Annotated in this window: 16 protein-coding genes; 6 read left to right on the top strand and 10 right to left on the bottom strand. The window is 39.5% G+C overall.

Translation table 11 applies throughout. The features are described 5' to 3' along the window. Positions 1 to 75: 75 nt before the first annotated feature. Positions 76 to 2,088 (top strand): excinuclease ABC subunit UvrB, encoded by a 2,013-nt coding sequence (gene uvrB / locus MSVAZ_RS11030; RefSeq protein ID WP_048120959.1) that lies wholly within the window; start codon positions 76 to 78, stop codon positions 2,086 to 2,088. Positions 2,089 to 2,960: 872 nt separating this feature from the next. Continuing rightward, complete coding sequence (locus MSVAZ_RS11025) at positions 2,961 to 3,836, top strand: hypothetical protein (RefSeq protein ID WP_198146740.1); 876 nt, start codon at positions 2,961 to 2,963, stop codon at positions 3,834 to 3,836. A 298-nt stretch (positions 3,837 to 4,134) separates the two neighbouring features. Here the strand turns inward: MSVAZ_RS11025 and MSVAZ_RS11020 are convergent, their stop codons facing one another. From MSVAZ_RS11020 to MSVAZ_RS11010, 3 genes are all read right to left on the bottom strand, one after another. Beyond that, positions 4,135 to 5,481 carry an APC family permease gene (locus MSVAZ_RS11020; RefSeq protein ID WP_048120956.1) on the bottom strand — a complete coding sequence of 449 codons (1,347 nt, stop codon included), beginning with the start codon at positions 5,479 to 5,481 and terminating at the stop codon, positions 4,135 to 4,137. 365 nt (positions 5,482 to 5,846) lie between these two features. Continuing rightward, a complete protein-coding gene (locus MSVAZ_RS11015; protein ID WP_048120954.1) occupies positions 5,847 to 6,656 on the bottom strand; it encodes an epoxyqueuosine reductase in 810 nt (269 codons plus the stop codon). Positions 6,657 to 7,391: 735 nt separating this feature from the next. Further along, the gene (locus tag MSVAZ_RS11010; protein ID WP_232316067.1) at positions 7,392 to 7,748 is read right to left on the bottom strand and encodes a hypothetical protein; all 357 of its coding nucleotides are present in this window, start codon (positions 7,746 to 7,748) and stop codon (positions 7,392 to 7,394) included. Positions 7,749 to 8,397: 649 nt separating this feature from the next. On the opposite strand from MSVAZ_RS11010, the gene MSVAZ_RS11000 reads away from it, so the two are divergent. After that, the gene (locus MSVAZ_RS11000) at positions 8,398 to 9,252 is read left to right on the top strand and encodes a MerR family transcriptional regulator (protein WP_048120948.1); all 855 of its coding nucleotides are present in this window, start codon (positions 8,398 to 8,400) and stop codon (positions 9,250 to 9,252) included. Between the two features lie 254 nt (positions 9,253 to 9,506). Next, positions 9,507 to 11,102, top strand: coding sequence for a hypothetical protein (locus tag MSVAZ_RS10995; protein WP_157206075.1), 1,596 nt, complete (start codon positions 9,507 to 9,509; stop codon positions 11,100 to 11,102). Between the two features lie 94 nt (positions 11,103 to 11,196). On the opposite strand, the gene MSVAZ_RS10990 is transcribed toward MSVAZ_RS10995, so the two are convergent. The 4 genes from MSVAZ_RS10990 to MSVAZ_RS10975 all read right to left on the bottom strand — a co-directional run bounded on the left by MSVAZ_RS10990 (position 11,197) and on the right by MSVAZ_RS10975 (position 13,842). Then, positions 11,197 to 12,069, bottom strand: coding sequence for a nicotianamine synthase family protein (locus tag MSVAZ_RS10990; protein ID WP_048120944.1), 873 nt, complete (start codon positions 12,067 to 12,069; stop codon positions 11,197 to 11,199). 154 nt (positions 12,070 to 12,223) lie between these two features. Beyond that, positions 12,224 to 12,517, bottom strand: coding sequence for an ArsR/SmtB family transcription factor (locus MSVAZ_RS10985; protein WP_048120939.1), 294 nt, complete (start codon positions 12,515 to 12,517; stop codon positions 12,224 to 12,226). Between the two features lie 73 nt (positions 12,518 to 12,590). Next, complete coding sequence (locus tag MSVAZ_RS10980) at positions 12,591 to 12,845, bottom strand: hypothetical protein (RefSeq protein ID WP_332310015.1); 255 nt, start codon at positions 12,843 to 12,845, stop codon at positions 12,591 to 12,593. A gap of 532 nt (positions 12,846 to 13,377) precedes the next feature. Continuing rightward, on the bottom strand, positions 13,378 to 13,842 hold the full coding sequence (locus MSVAZ_RS10975) for a hypothetical protein (RefSeq protein WP_048120936.1): 465 nt from the start codon (positions 13,840 to 13,842) through the stop codon (positions 13,378 to 13,380). Positions 13,843 to 13,986: 144 nt separating this feature from the next. On the opposite strand from MSVAZ_RS10975, the gene MSVAZ_RS20370 reads away from it, so the two are divergent. Both MSVAZ_RS20370 and MSVAZ_RS10970 read left to right on the top strand, forming a co-directional pair. After that, positions 13,987 to 14,265, top strand: a complete 279-nt coding sequence (locus MSVAZ_RS20370; RefSeq protein WP_157206074.1) for a hypothetical protein — start codon at positions 13,987 to 13,989, stop codon at positions 14,263 to 14,265. Positions 14,266 to 14,531: 266 nt separating this feature from the next. Then, on the top strand, positions 14,532 to 15,356 hold the full coding sequence (locus MSVAZ_RS10970) for an alkaline phosphatase family protein (RefSeq protein ID WP_048120934.1): 825 nt from the start codon (positions 14,532 to 14,534) through the stop codon (positions 15,354 to 15,356). A gap of 60 nt (positions 15,357 to 15,416) precedes the next feature. Here the strand turns inward: MSVAZ_RS10970 and MSVAZ_RS10965 are convergent, their stop codons facing one another. The 3 genes from MSVAZ_RS10965 to MSVAZ_RS10955 form a co-directional block, all read right to left on the bottom strand. Next, positions 15,417 to 16,037 (bottom strand): HAD family hydrolase, encoded by a 621-nt coding sequence (locus tag MSVAZ_RS10965; protein ID WP_048120932.1) that lies wholly within the window; start codon positions 16,035 to 16,037, stop codon positions 15,417 to 15,419. A gap of 153 nt (positions 16,038 to 16,190) precedes the next feature. Continuing rightward, positions 16,191 to 16,583 carry an RDD family protein gene (locus tag MSVAZ_RS10960; RefSeq protein WP_048120930.1) on the bottom strand — a complete coding sequence of 131 codons (393 nt, stop codon included), beginning with the start codon at positions 16,581 to 16,583 and terminating at the stop codon, positions 16,191 to 16,193. 242 nt (positions 16,584 to 16,825) lie between these two features. Next, positions 16,826 to 17,167 carry a hypothetical protein gene (locus tag MSVAZ_RS10955; protein WP_048120928.1) on the bottom strand — a complete coding sequence of 114 codons (342 nt, stop codon included), beginning with the start codon at positions 17,165 to 17,167 and terminating at the stop codon, positions 16,826 to 16,828. Between the last annotated feature and the right edge of the window lie 142 nt (positions 17,168 to 17,309).

Raw genomic sequence — 17,309 nt, 5'->3', positions numbered from 1 at the left:
TCATTAATTAGTTACTGCTACTGTTGGTATATATGTCCGTCATTTAAATCTCCGGAATTTTAAGGTTTTGGTTCTATGAAATCTTCTGATAAGACATCCCAAGCTGTATCTAATAAAATATCCGAAACACTACGAGATGCCCGATATTGGGACAGCCCGCAGTTCAAGCTGGTTTCCGATTTTGAGCCGAAGGGTTCCCAGCCGCAGGCAATCGAAAAACTTGTGGAAGGGCTGACAGAAGGAGAGCGATACCAGACCCTGCTAGGAGTAACAGGGTCAGGGAAGACCTATACCATTGCAAACGTTATAAACCAGGTCAGGAAACCGACCATTGTTATTGCTCACAATAAAACCCTTGCCGCCCAGCTTTATAATGAGTTCAGGGAGTTCTTCCCTGAGAACCGGGTGGAGTATTTTGTTTCCTATTACGACTATTATCAGCCTGAGTCCTATCTTCCTGCCAGGGACCAATATATTGAAAAGGATGCTCAGATTAACCCGAAGATCGAGCAAATGCGGCTTGCTGCTACTGCTTCCCTGATGTCACGCCAGGATGTTATTGTAGTTGCATCAGTATCCTGTATCTACGGGCTTGGCAATCCTGAGAATTTCCAGAAAATGGGGTTTGAATTAAAGGTTGGAGATAAGGTTCCCAGAAAAGAAATCCTGCAAAAGCTCGTTGAAATACAGTTTGAGCGAAACGACCTTGAACTTATGCCAGGGCGCTTCAGGGTAAAAGGAGATACCATTGATATTATTCCCGGATACTTTGACAATATTATCCGGATTGAGCTCTTCGGAGATGAGGTCGACCGGATTTCTGAAGTGGACAAGCAGACCGGTCAGCGAACGGAAGAAATGGACTATTTCTTTGTTTATCCTGCAAGGCACTATGTAATTCCTGAGGAAGAGCAGAAAAGTGCAATTCAGTCCATCCTCGAAGAGCTTGAAGAACATCTTCCTGAGCTTGGTCTTCTTGAGTCGCACAGGTTGAAGCAGCGCACGATTTATGATATGGAAATGATTCAGGAAACCGGCAGTTGCAAGGGTATTGAAAACTACTCAAGACATTTTGACCACAGACAGCCGGGAGAACAGCCTTTCTGCCTGCTTGACTATTTCCCTGAGGATTTCCTGATGGTCATCGATGAGAGTCACCAGACCATCCCTCAGCTTCACGGGATGTACAACGGAGACCGCTCAAGGAAGAAGAACCTTGTTGACTATGGGTTCAGGCTTCCGAGTGCCTACGATAACAGGCCTCTGAAGTTCGATGAATTTGAGGAGTACATGAAAAACGTGATTTTTGTCTCGGCGACTCCTTCAGACTATGAACATGAGCATTCAGCTCAGATCGTGGAGCAGATTATCCGTCCTACAGGACTTCTCGACCCTGAAGTGGAAATTCGTCCTCTTGAAGGTCAGGTAAGGGACGTTATGCAGGAAGTACGGAAGATTGTGGAAAGGGGAGACCGTGCTCTTGTAACTACCCTGACAAAGAAGCTTGCAGAAGAACTGACTGAGTACCTTGCCAGGAATGAAATCAAAGCTCGTTACCTGCACTCGGACATTAAAACAATGGAAAGAACTGAGATTATCCGCGAGCTCCGCCTTGGCAAATTCGATGTCCTTGTCGGGATCAACCTGCTCAGGGAGGGACTTGATATTCCGGAAGTGGGTTTCATTGGCATCCTGGATGCAGACAAAGAAGGCTTCCTTAGAAACTCAAAAAGCCTTATCCAGATCATAGGCCGCGCAGCCCGGAACGCCAGCTCGAAGGTTGTCCTGTATGCCGACAATATGACGGATTCTATCAAAAGTGCCGTTACAGAGACAGAACGCCGCCGCTCCATGCAGATTGCCTATAATAAGGAACACGGCATCGTCCCGGAAACTATCAGGAAACCCATCAGGGAAAAGGTCGTGGATATCACTGACACCAAACACATCCCGAAAACCGATATTCCCAATATGATTATCGAACTGGATACCGAAATGAGGGAAGCTGCTGACAGGCTGGACTTCGAAAGGGCAATTCAGGTAAGGGAATTGATAAAGAAGCTGGAGAAAGAGATAAAAGTAGTCTGAAAAGAAAGTGACTTGAGGAGGAAAATATCCTGAGAGGAAAGTAGCTTGAGTGTATAAGACCTTTCTCTCTAACATCTTTTCTCTCTAACACCCTTTCACTCTAACATCCTTTCTCTCTAACATCCTTTCTCTCTAACATCCTTTCTCTCTAACATCCTTTCTCTCTAACACTCTTTATCTCCAACACTCTTTCTCTCTAACACTCTTTCTCTCTAACACCCTTTCACTCTAACACTCTTTATCTCTAACACTTTTTTTGTATATTTTCCATAGAATTTCTGGAGAACTTTTGCCTTTTCGTTTCGCAATCTTATATCAAAAAATGGGATATTCTCCGGCTCTCTATTGAACATTTAGGAGACGGCTAGATGAAGGGCTTTAGTGCAAAAATGATATTTTCGCAGTTTGATACTAGTATTTTTGTCTTTGTGTGCCAGTTTCCCGGTTATGAGAAGAATTAAATTTCCTAATTGTAAAGGTTTACACTGATTTTGAAACAAGGCCAGATTTTTTGCACCATAACCTTCAGGAATACATATTGGCATAAATTTAGAAAGATATATAACAAATTATTAATATTCATGTTTTAATACAATATACGAAGTTACTTCTAAAAAATACTGAATATATACCCTGGAATTTTGGCAGTGTGCAGATTTTTCTGTAAAATCATACATTTAAAAAGGTAAGGAGTCAAAATTCTATATCTTAAAGTTAATTCCGTCGTCCGTGTACGAAAACTTAATTCAAAATTTACAGCGAATTCGTGATACTGTCAAATTTTGTAAGATTGAACCATAAATTCGGGAATGCATAGAATGAAAAGAAAAATCAAAAATACACTGGCTATTTTGCTTGCAATCTTATTTGCATTGACACTATCAGGTGCAGTAGCAGGTGCCGACTCCGTTTCAACTACCGACAACGTTGCGTCACAAAACATTTCTCCAGTTTGGAGCAAGTGGGAAGATCTGGGCGGCGACCTTACTGAAGGTGTAGCTGTCTCCTCCTGGGCACCCGGTCGGTTGGATTGTTTCTCAGTTGGACCTAATCGGACACTGCAGCACAAGTGGTATGATGGTTCCTGGCATGACTGGGAAGATCTGGGCGGTGAACTGTATTCTGCACCTGCAGCCGTCTCATGGGATTCAAATCGTATTGATGTTTTCGCGATAGGTAAAAATAAAACTCTGCAGCATAAGGTGTTTGATGGCTCCTGGCATGACTGGGAAGATCTGGGTGGCGACCTTACTGAAGGTGTAGCTGTTTCCTCCTGGGCACCCGGTCGGTTGGACTGTTTCGCAGTTGGAGCTGATCGGACACTGCAGCATCAGGTGTTTGATGGCTCCTGGCATGGCTGGGAAGACCTGGGCGGTGAACTGTACTCTGCACCTGCAGCCGTCTCGTCTGATTCACGTCGTATCGACGTTTTCGCTTTAGGCAAAGACAAATCTATGCAGCATAAGTCGTTTAATGACACCTGGTATGACTGGGAAAGTCTAGGTGGAGAATTTAATGACGGTGTAGCTGCCTCCTCCTGGGCATCCTATCGGTTGGATTGTTTCGCAGTTGGAAGTGATTATAATACACTGAAGCATAAATGGTATGACGGTTCCTGGCATGAATGGATGTGTAGAGGCGGGGCATTGTACTCTGCACCTGCAGCAGTCTCATGGGATTCACAGCGTATCGATGTTTTCGCTATAGGTGAAAATAAAACTATGGAGCACAAGTGGTATAGTCTGTAACTCAATTAGAAATAGTCTGTAACTCAATTAGTAATAGACTGTAACTCAATTAGTAATTAATTATATCCTGGATTGGCAGGTAAGCGTAATTATATGCACATTACAAACCCCTGCCAATTTGGGATAACAATCACTTGACGTTGGCTATTTTGTTAATAGGTGACTATCATAATTATTATTTTATGATTTTTAATTGTACAAAAATCTCAGAAATCGGAATATGAGATTTACTAAAGTAAATATTGTAATAATGTTTCTACGGGTAGACGGTTCTTAATCAGGTCAGATTAAACTGTTCTTATTGTTTCATAGACTGAGAGAGTTCCTGGGAGTCTTCAAGCATTACGAGTTCCTGTCTGGACTGCGAGTCTACTGCCTGCGAAAATAATCTATCTTTCTTTTTTACGGTAAACCTGAAGTAGCCAATCCCTATCAGAAAGAGCGGATATATGATCTTCCAGGTAAACCCTGATGCCAGAAAGCTCAAAGACAGAAGTGAAAGAACCGAAAAGATCCATTTCTGCCAGCCGATTTCTGTTTTCCAGTAAGCAATTATGATGAAGCCGCAGAGGAAAATAAAGTTCTGGTTTACGAGCATCATCATAGCCGTAATAGGAACTTTGAGAAGATAGCACCCTGTAATCAGAGAAACCGACATTGCATATAGAGTCACAAGGCTGGCTAGGGGAATATTTCTTTTTGAGAGCTTTCCGAATACTGCAGGAAAAACACCTGTTTTGCCAGCTGCATAGATTAGACGGCTCGCAGTAAAGTTCCAGGAACATGCGTTTGCTGCAAGCACTACAATTATAAGCCATATCAGAAAATTTCCGCCTGGAATGAAAAGAGCCAGGCTGGAGAGACCGGCAGCTCCCTTGAGGGAAACTCCTGTAGCACTGGCTCCTACACTTATCAGGGCAAGTAAAACATAGATGGCAGCGACCAGAACAAAGCTTAACCAGTACAGGCGGGGAACGTTTTTTTCGGGGTCTTTCATCTCTCCAAGGGAAAAAGAAAGATTTTCCCAGCCCAAAAAGGCCCAGAAAAGCAAAGCTGTAACATTCCACACTATGTTTGGATCCACGTTTCCGTGGCCGCTCAGAGCTTCTCCAGCAATCCCCAGCCCGGAACCGACAAAATCGAAGTTAAAGACAATAATCAGCCCTATGAGCAGAAAAAGTACAGTCAGGGCTAAGTAGTTGATTAGAGTGATAGCTCTTATCCCGAACAGGTTTGAAATAAACATCAGGCTTACAAGAAGGATTGCACAAAAGGTTCCTCCCAACTCGGAGAGATTAAAAAACTGCCGCATATATTCACTGCCAATAAAAGCAATAGCAGGAAGCCCAAAAAGATAAGAACCGCTTACAAGATAAGAAACCGAATATCTTCCCCAGGGGCCTACTGCTTTTTCTGCGTAGCCGGCAAGCCCGGCTGTCGAAGGGAATCTCAGGCCAAGCCTGGAACAGATCTGGACTCTCGGAATGGTAACGAAGGTAATAAGGAGCCATCCAAGGATTGCTTCATGGACATTTCCCACGCTGAGAGCCAGGCCGGGCAGTGCGAGGATTCCTGTGCCTATGAGCATGCAGATTGCAAGCCCTATACCTCTCTTTAAGGTAATTGTTTTTTCTAGATCTGTCATTTTATCGTTAAGCCTATGTTTATCTTAAAGTCATCTAGTAAAACATTCTATGATATCTAATGGAATCAATACACTAACTTGAGATGAAATCAATACACTAACTTGAAAATGGAGTCGATATACTAGCTCATCTCAACGATTAAAATGAATTTTTCACAGAAATTTTTCACACGAATTTTCCACATGAATTTTCCACAGGCAATTTTGCTAGTGAAGGTGTCGGTTCACTATCTGTATGTTAACACAAAAGTTTTCAATCGCTGTTATTAGTTCCTATTTCCACTTTGAATTCGTTACAATAATCCTTTAAATTTTGGCTTCGGATTTACAGAATTCGAAACACTTCACCGGAGAAGGTCAGATAATTACGGATTTTTTCCGCCATAAGATCTAACGTGCTTCCAGGCTTTATGGTGATTGGCAAAAAGGTCCTTATCTACATATATCGCATCATTATCCCTATTATATACCACTCTATCCTTTCCTACTGGACAGACCTTGATACATATACCACATGGAGAAATGTGACGCTTGTTTAATTCAGCACTATAAGAGGAACAGGTTTTCTTATCTGTAAGTCCGCTGGGGTAATCTTCCTTATTAAGAGCATTCGATGGGCACATTTTTACACAACGCATACAGCGGGTGCAAAGTTCAGTTTCTAGCATCGGATCTGGAGGAAGCTCGGCTGTGGACAGAATTGAACCGAAACGGACCCTGGGGCCATATTCTGGTGTAAGGAGCGTATTATTTACTCCAAAAGTTCCTAATCCAGCGAGTAAAGCAGCATGCCTGTGAGAAAAGAATGCAGTAGGATTTTCAATGAGTACCTGAACGCTTCCATACCCGTCTCTAGGTACGAAAATAGATGGGTATCCTCTCTCGGTCAGGAAGTTGGCAAGCCTATATGTGTATTGGTCCAATAAGGTGTTTATCGTATTGTACAGTTCGTGGTAATATAAAGAAGGGGCTGTTTCCAGTACTGGTAAAGGTACCGGAAGTCCGATAACTATCACTGATTTTGCTTCAGGATATATGGATTGAGGATAGAATTCTTCAGGCATCCACGGCAAAAAAGGAGGTTTATTCCATCTCTCAACACTGGCAACTCCAACCATGGGTATGTCCATACTTTTACATTTCTGCAGGAGGGCTTTTTTCAGATCTTCAGTCATAGATTCATCCCTTCTTTATGAGTCATTATTGCTACAGGGAGATAGTTTTGTTTACTCATTTGAACGTTTCAACTTATTAATATGTCCAGGACTTTCCAATCTGAGTAAACTGATTAATTAACTTTGGTAGACTTCTATAGTTTTTGAACTGAAGAATAACCAGGAAAAATCAAAGACTGTAATCTATTGTATATATTTATAATCAGGGTTATAACGAAATACAAAATCAGAGATCCTATTAATGATCCAAAAAATGACATTGAATAATTCAGAAATCAAGTTCTCTCGATAATAATATCATAGGAATGAAAAAAATTAAAAAGAAAATGAGAAGCAATAATCGAGAAGATCTCTTCTTCATATTAATTCACACAAATGAAATGACATCCATAGTTATAGTTTCTAAACAGTTTCTAACAGTTTCTAAACCAGTTTCTAACCAGTTTCTAAACCAGTTTCTAAACCAGTTTCTAAACCGGAACCTTACCCATATTTTTTAATGCTGTTTAACCTGAACCTAATAAATTATAAGAAGCTTTAAGCCCACGGGTTTTAGTTCTTCGATTCCAAAGTATTCACGAATCTGAACTTTATTATTTATCCGCGAACCGATCAACTCTTCCTTAAATCTGGATTTTAAACTATGGATTTTAAACTGCAGACTTTAAACTGCAGACTTTAAACTGCAGACTTTAAACTGCAGACTTTAAACTGCTGCATTAAGCGTAATACGGGTTATATGTAGTACTCAACGTAGAAACGGTAAGCAACCTGAACTTCTTCCAGCTCCATGGGTTCCAGTTCAAAATCAGGCTGGCTGGTTTTGTAAGTTTTTTCTCCAAAGTTTTTGAAAGTTACTTCGCATTTTATATTTTCGGGAAGTTGAGCCTCAAAGCTGCCACATTTATTACGGATTTCTATGACAAGCTTTTCGATTTCTGCGGTACTGAAGACTTTTTTCTTTTCAGGGACGTAATTTACCTCAACTATCAGTTCTTCTTTGCTCGTTAAGTCTGCCCAGAAGCCGGAAAGTTCGGTTCCTTCTATCCTGTAGTCCTGAAGCTCAAAACTTCTCGTGATTGTATTCTTCATTTTACCCTCTTCCATATGCGTAGTTTATAAAGTGGACATATATAAACTATCTTAACAACAAAGCCGATTCTTGAGGGGATCTCAAATTAGCTTTTAAAATCTCTAATCTAATTTGATACCCACTTTACAGGCCGCCTCAAGAGTAAACTTGATTTTACAATTGAGATGTTGTATTTGACTATAAGGTTAATCTGTATCTAAAGTTTGGAAAAATATCTTCGATGTATTTAATCTTAATTCTGCAGGTCGACATTTCCTTTTTGATAATTTTTGTTGATGGTGATTTTAAAAAATGGACGCAATTTGTCACGATTTCTCACTTAACAGAACACATATGAAAAATTATTATATTTTTATTCTGTCATAGGTCCATTTAATTTGAAGAGGATACATAAATCTCGTATTTGGAACAGTAAATCGAGTATCTGATCATGGAAAATGATCCTGAAAACTCCTATGATTTCTAGTAAAACAATTTTTGGAATAAACTCATGACGGTGGAACAGGTAATGAAAATCAAAACCCTGTGCTTCCTTGGATTTTCCCAGGAGGAAATACATATACCTTCTACCACCTTAACGCGGAAGTCTCCCCCGGGGAAAAGTAAGGTTGTTTATCTAATTTCAGGACAATTACTGGATTGAGCAAGATGTCAGTCGATCAGATTCCAATCGGTAAGTTTTCTTTCATGACCCGCCTCTCGCAAAAAGCACTCAGGCTCTATGACCGGAAAGGGTTGCTTGTTCCGGAAGCAAAGGACCCTTTTACGGGATACAGGTACTATACCGTTTCCCAGCTGGAGCAGGGGATGAAAATTAAAACCCTGTGCTTCCTCGGATTCTCCCTGGAAGAAATCTCCCTGTTTCTGGATGCGGAAAGCAAAGGAGACTTTGAGTACATAGGAACAGGCTTCAGGAAGAAACTTGATCAAACCCGGCTGGAAATCGGACAGCTGCAAAGGATCGAAGGGATCTTGCAGGGCGCCTGCAAACACAATGGAAAAGTTATGGAGTTATTCAAAATGTCTGTTACAGAACCAGTTATAAAGGAAATACCCGAAATGCGAGTAATAAGCAAGCGCGAAAAAGGAGACTTCGTGGCAACTATTGGAAAACTTATAGGTGAAATCTGCACAAGCGTCGGCAGCCCTGAAAACCAGCGAAACCGTGTAAAAGTTACAGGTCCTGTTATGTTCCTCTGTCATGACGATGAATACAAAGAAACCGGAGCTGATATCGAGATTGCCCTGCCGGTATCGGGCAGGATTTCAGTCGAAGACCCGAAAATGGAAGTAAAAGCCCTACCTGCCATAAAAGTTGTCTCAGTAGTCTACCGGGGGCCGTATCCCGGAGTTGAAGCCGGTTACAACCTGATTTTCTCGTATGCCAGGGAAAATAACCTGGAGACTCTGAGCCCAAGCAGGGAATTGTATTTCAATGACCCTGCAGAAGTTCCTGAAGAAGAGCTTATGACTGAAATTCAGGTCCCGATAAGGGAGAAATAATTTATTCCTTGCTCCAGTTCTCTGGAGCAGTTCTTTTCTTGACACATTTTAGCTTCTACATATTTCTTGAGTGTATCTAAATCTATTCTCAGATCTTTCATGAAAATGTTTGTCTGTTTCTATACAATAATTGCCCTTTGATTTACAAATTAATATCTGGATTTAAAGCCAAGACTTTATTGTATAATGTTGTGGCTTATTATCAGAACAATTTCATGAAAAACTTAATGATATCTTCTGGTATTATGATAAATATGTATGAAGTTAATTGCAAAACTTGTGGAAGAGAGTTATTTATCGGCAAAGTTTTAGAAAATTCATATGAATATTGGTGTCCTTTTTGTTCAGGTTTAAACCTTCTTGAAATAAACGAAGCAATAAATGTATGTGAAAACTACATAACAGAAACTCGAGAAAACGCACTAGCAGTTGCACGAACCTTTTCCAAAAGTGCTTTGCTCTTTGCAGCTCTTAATTCAAGAGAGATGGAATCAAGAAACATAAGTAAGATGGAAAATAACCACGTCCAAGCTATCTTATGGTCTAGTCTTATCATAAGAGATTGCATTAAAGGCAATTATAACAATAGATCGTCAAAACAATTCACGGCACAAAACCTTTCTGAATTATTTCGATATTATGCATGTATAATTCAATCCGAGAACCTTTTAGTTAAAGTAAAAGAAGGACACTTTAGTCTTTTTGAAGTGAATTCAACGACAACATTTGACTATTTTCGTGAGACCATAGAAACTGAAGGTAAAACTTATTTGGCTTTTCCTGCTCAACAATGGCGATATTATTTAGAAATGATGAAAACAGTTCAAATGTGCCCTGACGAAAGATTTGACCAAACTAAAAATTATGTAAACGTTAAAGTAAAGGAGTATCTTAAAAAGAAGAAAGGTATTATTTTAAAAATTCAACGTGCCGGAAAAAAGGCTAAAAAAAGATTGGAAACAGAGCTATCAAATATAGAAAAATCGTCCAGAGCAGAAATATATGAAATAACTTATAATTCATTTCATAGTGTTTATTATAATAAAGATTTTTTTTCTTTTGAAGAAATAGGCAAAAATGCGAAGATTATCGACTTTATTGATTTGATTATCGAAGACAGTGTTTGTGAAATTAAAAGTTTATCCGAAAGACTAGGAGAGGAACAGTTCCTTTACGAAATAGAAATTCGCAAATTTAAAACTTTGTGTGATTCGAAAGGCTTAGATTTCACTGAAGTACGGAGAATTTTAATTTCTTCTGAGGATGATTGTAAAGAATTCCCCTTACTCGTAGAATACGAAAATAAAATATTGGTTTGTCCTAAAACTCTTCTTTTTATCGTAAGTTTAATAAAATTTGATACAGACAGAGAAGGTTACAAATCATCTTCATATTTATTAGGCGATGATTTTGAAAATGAAGTTAAAGCAATTTTTGAATCAAATGGTTTTAGTTTGAGGCATCCCGTACATAAAGATCAAGAATTGGTTAGAAAAAAAATTAAGTTCGAAAAAGAAGGAGAATCAAGAGAAATAGATTTAATACCATATAACGATAAATTATTATTTGTAGTCGAATGTAAAAGGAATTCATTCAAGCCAGGATATATTTTTAAATATGAACGACAGGAAAGAATATCTAAAAATGATGGAATTATAGATGAAATTGACAATAAACACATAGATAGAGTGGCATACTTCCAAGAAAAACAAAATGAATTCGGATTTAAAAATCATAGAAAAGTTAAAGGCTTGATAGTAACGTTGATAAAAGAAGATATTGAATCTTATAAAGATATTGACATCCTTCCTCTTTGTGATTTGGAAATGTATTTAAAGCAGAGTTCTTAACCCATTGATTAGGTTTTGATATATGTCACTTATGGCGTGTATCAAAGGTCATGGAGAAATACCTTATAGGTAATCCGTTAAAAATGATCTATTACTACTCTATAATTCCGGAGCAATTACTCTTTTTTTCCAGAAATACAACCGTGTTATATGCAGGAGGGTCGGGCCGGATTCTCTTATATTCCCTGTAACCGTTTGGCAAATCAAGCAGAAAGTCCCGGTTTAGCAGTTTCATTAAGCCTTTTTCATAAATTCTGTAAGAAATCCTGCAGCCTGCCGGTATTACTTTTAGTAAATATTCAAGAATTTCTTTTTTAGGTTCAGCCTGGGCAGCTATCATGAGAGCCTTTACCCCTGTATCAGTATCTAGAAAATCAATCGGGTTCATGGAGAAATGGCTCCCGTTAACTATGGTGATGTCTTTAGAAAGCCCAAGCTTATCAAGTACTTCCATTGAAAGCCTTGCCCTTTCAGAGTTCTGTTCTATCCCTGTGCCTTTTACCCCATAATATTTGAAGAAAACAATGAGCGTAAGGGGAAGAGGTCCACTCCCGAGAAAAAAAATTCTGTCCCCGGCTTTTAGTCCGAAACCCTCGTATTCTGTTCGTACCAGCCGGAGGTAATTTTTGTAAAAGGGGAATTTCTTAAGGATGTCCCAGGGGGAATGACCCGCAAGAATTTCTTTTGCATATCCGGTTTCCAGCCTTACCGTATACAAATTCCTGAATCGGTTCAGGTGAAATAAAATTGGTTCTAGCTCCTGTTTATTCAGTAGAATAGAAACTACTTCATTTCCCAGGTCCCGGGTAATTAAAGCATCCAGCTTCATAAACAATTTTTCGGGCTTGTCCGAAGAGCCGGATAAGATCACTTCATCAGAGAGTTCTCTTATATCCTTATACAGATCAAGTATTTCTTTGAGAACAAACTCTGAAAGCTCCAGACTCTTACCAATCGCACCAACCATACTAATCCCCAAAGAGTATTATGGTGCGCCTGAATATATTCCTGTTGAGAATTATCAGGTCCTGAAACTCAGAAGGCTGAGGCTTATATAATTATTCTGGCAGTAAAAAAACTGAATAACATGAAAAATATAGAAATCTGGTAGAATCCAGACTTCACTCGAAAATCCGTTTTAGATCTTCCATCCCGAGAGAAACATCAAATTCCTTTAACCGATAAAACTTCTTGGCCCTGAGGTCATCATCTTCAAGTCTGAGATCACTTTCAACAAATCCGGCTTTCTCCAGGCGTTTTAAATGCAGGTTTACTACCTGTCTTGAGAGATTCAGGTCCTTGGCGAGTTCGTATACATATCTTTCCCTTTCGGCCAGCAGGTAAAGCAGTTTAAGCCTTATGGGATGAGAGAGCGCCTCACCAATATCTACTATTTGTTGAAGTGATTTTACCATTCGGAATGTCCTCGCATACTTTTGGTTGCACCTGGACTGGAAGAGTTCCAGAGCCTGCAGCAGATATAAAGCTTTAGATTTCTTCTAGCTTGGATTTTATATCTTCTACTGTTTTTTTGATTTCTTCGATATCTTTTTCCATTTTGATGATTCGCTCGTTATCCCTTGGAGCTGTGTACCCGGACCTATTCAGCAGCACTACCGTTGCACCTACTATAAGGAGAATGATTAAAAGATTCAGGAGAAATCCCCAAAAGGAACTAGTTATGCCATATCCCATGCCATTCAAGCTTTCCACCTCGAAAATAACAGATATTCTTAAGATCATCGGTTTTTCTTATTCCACCGACTTTTTTCTCAGATATTGCTACCATAAATATAAAAGAATATCCGGAAAAAGGTATGCAAATATAAAAATCCATTAGAGATTTTGGCTTTTTGCCATCCATTATGTTAAGATGATTTTCAATTCAAGATCGCATTGGTTTTTATGGGGATATTTGAGGATATCCACACAAAACAACGAAGAGCCGAGATAGATAAAAGGGCAATGAATTGAAGAATTAACCTGTAACTTTAAGAATTAACCCGCAACTTGAAGAATTAACCAGTAACTTGAAGAATTAACCAGTAACTTGAAGAATTAACCAGTAACTTGAAGAATTAACCAGTAACTTGAAGAATTAACCAGTAACTTGAAGAATTAACCAGTAACTTGAAGAATTAACCCGCAACTTGAAGAATTAACCAGTAACTTGAAGAATTAACCAGTAACTTGAAAAATTAATCTGAGAAAATAAATAAAAAGGATAGTGTTAGGTGATGGCTTCAATACTCAATTAATATTGAAGTACTGTTGCTCAAAAGGCAGATGCCTTGCAGTAGCCCTGGCCCCTGCCGTATCTGCTGCCTGTCTGTGCTCCTGTACAAACAGGATAATCGGTAAACACTTCACCGCTGACGACATCAATTCTTGCCTGTTTGTAAACTCCGTCCTCGTCCTTGTAGGAAACAATCCACCAGCGACGCATCTGAGAAATGTCCTCTTTGGAAACGTTGCTGTCTATTTTTGTTTTTGCGATTTCGAGTGCTTCATCTATGGTCTTGACCTCAAGTTCCGAAGTATTATTTGAGTTGAAATAAGGACAGTCGGAAAAGTTTCCGTAACGTGAGCCAGAATCCATGTTCCTTGCAGCCCACCTGTGCATTAATCCAGAGCCATAGTTTGTCCCTGCATTATCCGAAGCAACTGCACTGACTACCGCTGCTCCGGAAACCCCTATAAACAGTATTCCCAGAAGAATTGCTATAATTGCTTTTCTCATTTTTACACCTTTACGCATATTTTTCTTTTATTTGTAACCTGTAATTAGCTGTAAATTCCTGTTATCACATCATATGTAGTGTTTAGGCTACATATGTACTTTGGCATAAAGATATATAATTATTGTCATGTACTGCTTAATTTCATGAAAAGTCAGCGGTACTTTTCATTTACCCACTCAACAAGCGGCGATACCCGGCAAAGGTTTTCAGCAGTGGTTTCAAGGGCTGTAAAAATCTGGGTTATGGGGCTAAACCCGGGAGTTCGGGCTCCGGGCAGTTCGAAAGGAACAAGTTTGATTACAAAGAGGCTTGCCAGCATGAGCGTTAGAACAAACCACCATCTCAAAGGGTTTCGCGGCAATTATGAGAGTCCCGAAAAATGCCTGACAGAAGCCCTAAGAGGTGACATCCGGGATACCTAATTAATTCTGAAAACCCTTCCCTTCTTCAAGGGATTCTACTTCAGGTAACTCTATTTCAGGTAACTCTACTTCAGGTAACTCTACTTCAGGTAACTCTATTTCAGGTAACTCTTCATTTTTTGCGTTATTCTACCCCGGATACTCATATTCTGTCCATTGGACATTCGTACCTGATCCGACATAATCATTTACAGTTATCTAAGTCCACAATAGCAATACAGGAACACATATAAGCCGGCTTGTTAGATAATGTAATTAGAGAGCATATGAAAATTTTAGAATGCAACACCATTGATATTGCCCCTACGATCTCGAGATTACTGAAAATCCCTATGGTTCCGCCAACTGGCAGGCCAATTCAGGAAGTAGAGAGCTACGCAAAGGAAAGAGGCTGCAAAAGAGCAGTAATTATTGTGGTTGACAGTCTGGGTTATTCTCTTTATAAATATTTTTCTCCGATAATGAAGTACTTGAGCGAAATCGCCGAAAAAGGGCTCCTCTTCAGGTGCAAATCCCCAGCAACAATAACCTCTCCTGCTATTGCATCAATCTTTACAGGATATCTGCCAGAAGAGCATAATATCTACTCTACCGCAGACATTTATACTGAAAGGACAAAAGACTCGGAAAACCCGAAACTAAAAAGCATTATGGAATGGGCTTGCAGGGCGGGCATGAAAGCGTCAGCAGTCATAGAGTCCGAAGGTGCGGAAAGTTTCAGGGGAAGGATAAAAGACTTTTATGGAGTCCCGAATTCCGAGGATATCCTGGATTATGACCTCCAAATTACGAATTATGCATTACATGCCCTCAAAGAAAAGCCCGATATCCTGGCAGTTCACCTCAGGACCCTTGACCGTTTTTCCCACAGGGCTGAAAGCTGGGAAGAACTGAAAAAGGCTGCAATGGCTGTGGATAAAAACCTGGGTGAGATTTACAGAAATGCGGAAAAAGGAACGATTTTCTTTATCTGCGGGGATCACGCAATTCACGGAGGAAAAAAGTGGTTAAAAGATGTGGAAGGAGAATATGTCAAAAACCACAGGCAAAACTTTGTGGCTCTTATCGTAGCCTGTAATCAAGAAGCATAAGCCTTTTCGGTCTCCCTGTAAAGTTTAGCCTGTAAAAGTTAGCCTGTAAAGGTTAGCATATCAGAACTTATGCTCAACTTTAAGAACCCTGGTGAAACACCGGATCGTCCGATTGGTATTCTTATGCAGGATTCCGATACCTCCTGCTTCTTCCCATTCGCGGATATTATCGGAGTTATCATCAATAAGAACCCTTGCAAACCCTGATTGTAAGGCTTTTTCCGGGCGGTAACAGAGAATTGCAGCCTCTGCATAAGAGGGCCCGAGTTCTTTCCTGAGCCATTTGATTTTTCCCTCTCTCGCATTGGTTAAGGCTTTTTTCCTCTCAGGTCCGGGAAGCGCAGAAAGGATTGTCGGACAAAGGCCCGAGCTTCTAAGGAAAACATGCAATTCCTGCCCGCCTGGCATCCAGGACATTTCGGACCAGAACTCAATTCCTGCAGATGTAATCTTTTTCCAGAAGAGTTCTCTGTCGTTACTGTACCAGAACATCATATTGCCACTGAGCCTCTCACAGGCTGAGGTGAAATCCGTAAGGACTCCATCCATATCAAGGAAGAGTTTTATTCCTTCCACGGTCCCGGAAGAAAAAGAGGTATCATGTAAGTGGCTTGAGAGAGAGCTCTGAAAGCTTACAGGTCTGTTCTGGATAAAATTGTGATTATTGAAGGAAATAGACATAATAAACTTCCCTTGATTGCTCTAGTAGCAAATGACTTCCCATTAATCATTAAGACACCATAATAAAAAAAAGTACTCATAGTAAAAAAATTGATATGACCTATGAAGTTTGATATGACCTATGAAGTTTAGAAGAGAAGAATAGTATTAAGATCAGTCCTCCTGAATAAATACCAACGTCTTTGCAATAATATCGTGAAAAGCCTGCTTTTTTGAAGTAAAAAGGATCAGCAGAAACCCTGCAAAAAAGGGAATTACAGCGAAAATTTTCAGAATAAATCGCTTTGTTGCCTGTATAAAGGAGATTCTGTTTCCGTTGAGGTCAGTAACAATGATGTTCACAGCTTGCTTGCCCACTGTTGACTTCAGGGTAGAACTCTCCTGAAAGACAAAATAAGCCCACATTGCGAGAAAGAACAGAATATAGAAGAGGGCCTCATCTATGGTTTCTGTGATTAGTTCTAAAAACATAAAAAGGGAAATAATTACGAAAATGTCGATTATTGAAGCTATAAGCCTCCTGGAAATGCCAGAGTATGGTTGCATCAAAATCTTTCTCATCTTATTTATACAGATGCGGTGTTGAATAATAAAGTTAACTCTATAATTAAAATATAAAAGAGAAAAATGTTGAAAGCATTGGAATGTTGAATCCAAACCGATTCAATGAATATGCATTGAAAAGCAGAGCCGATAATAAAGAGAAGGTTAAGAAGGTATTTTCTCCCCTCAGGGGAGATTCTTACCTTCTTGTCTGTTACTTTGTCACTTTTATTACTTTACCGTTATTATTTTTTCTTTGAAATAGGGATTTCGATCTTATCCACCAGTTTCTTTACATCGTTCTTGATATCGGAGGCAAGTTTTTTTGCGCTGTCGCCGGTTGTATCAACCAGTTTTTCAACCCTTGCAGTGATGCTCTTTACCTCATCCTTCACATCAATTGATTTTATTTCCCCTGAGATAGACTTTATTTCGGTATTTATATTCTTTGCAAGTTTTGAGGCTTCGTCTCCTGTTTTCTTTGCAAGAGTATCAATGTCGCTCCCAAGCTTTCCAACTTTCTCCTGTATTCTGCTCTTTTTTCCAGCTTCGGCTTCTTTACTTTCGCTTTCCATTGGTTGTGCCATATAAACCCCTTTTTATTTTTGATAAAAGATAATTAATTTCTCTCAGAAAGAGAGCCTGTTTTTATAGACATTTACTTATTGGTTTCCGAAATTATAAGAGTATCTTTAGAAGTGAAAATTTATTTTTGAAAGTAAATTCTGT

Source organism: Methanosarcina vacuolata Z-761 (assembly GCF_000969905.1).
Classification (GTDB): domain Archaea; phylum Halobacteriota; class Methanosarcinia; order Methanosarcinales; family Methanosarcinaceae; genus Methanosarcina; species Methanosarcina vacuolata.
Note: the sequence above shows the minus strand (reverse complement) of the source record. Positions and strands in the feature narration are given on the sequence as shown.

What these genes read in the sequence shown, in the direction of transcription:
- MSVAZ_RS11015 (WP_048120954.1), bottom strand. Translation starts at nt 6,656, where the DNA reads ATGACTGAAGATCTGAAAAAAGCCCTCCTGCAGAAATGTAAAAGTATG.
- MSVAZ_RS11000 (WP_048120948.1), top strand. Translation starts at nt 8,398, where the DNA reads ATGTCAGTCGATCAGATTCCAATCGGTAAGTTTTCTTTCATGACCCGC.
- MSVAZ_RS10980 (WP_332310015.1), bottom strand. Translation starts at nt 12,845, where the DNA reads ATGATCTTAAGAATATCTGTTATTTTCGAGGTGGAAAGCTTGAATGGC.
- MSVAZ_RS10995 (WP_157206075.1), top strand. Translation starts at nt 9,507, where the DNA reads ATGTATGAAGTTAATTGCAAAACTTGTGGAAGAGAGTTATTTATCGGC.
- MSVAZ_RS11010 (WP_232316067.1), bottom strand. Translation starts at nt 7,748, where the DNA reads ATGAAGAATACAATCACGAGAAGTTTTGAGCTTCAGGACTACAGGATA.
- MSVAZ_RS20370 (WP_157206074.1), top strand. Translation starts at nt 13,987, where the DNA reads ATGAAAAGTCAGCGGTACTTTTCATTTACCCACTCAACAAGCGGCGAT.
- MSVAZ_RS10970 (WP_048120934.1), top strand. Translation starts at nt 14,532, where the DNA reads ATGAAAATTTTAGAATGCAACACCATTGATATTGCCCCTACGATCTCG.
- MSVAZ_RS10990 (WP_048120944.1), bottom strand. Translation starts at nt 12,069, where the DNA reads ATGGTTGGTGCGATTGGTAAGAGTCTGGAGCTTTCAGAGTTTGTTCTC.
- uvrB (WP_048120959.1), top strand. Translation starts at nt 76, where the DNA reads ATGAAATCTTCTGATAAGACATCCCAAGCTGTATCTAATAAAATATCC.
- MSVAZ_RS10955 (WP_048120928.1), bottom strand. Translation starts at nt 17,167, where the DNA reads ATGGCACAACCAATGGAAAGCGAAAGTAAAGAAGCCGAAGCTGGAAAA.
- MSVAZ_RS10960 (WP_048120930.1), bottom strand. Translation starts at nt 16,583, where the DNA reads ATGCAACCATACTCTGGCATTTCCAGGAGGCTTATAGCTTCAATAATC.
- MSVAZ_RS10965 (WP_048120932.1), bottom strand. Translation starts at nt 16,037, where the DNA reads ATGTCTATTTCCTTCAATAATCACAATTTTATCCAGAACAGACCTGTA.
- MSVAZ_RS10985 (WP_048120939.1), bottom strand. Translation starts at nt 12,517, where the DNA reads ATGGTAAAATCACTTCAACAAATAGTAGATATTGGTGAGGCGCTCTCT.
- MSVAZ_RS10975 (WP_048120936.1), bottom strand. Translation starts at nt 13,842, where the DNA reads ATGAGAAAAGCAATTATAGCAATTCTTCTGGGAATACTGTTTATAGGG.
- MSVAZ_RS11020 (WP_048120956.1), bottom strand. Translation starts at nt 5,481, where the DNA reads ATGACAGATCTAGAAAAAACAATTACCTTAAAGAGAGGTATAGGGCTT.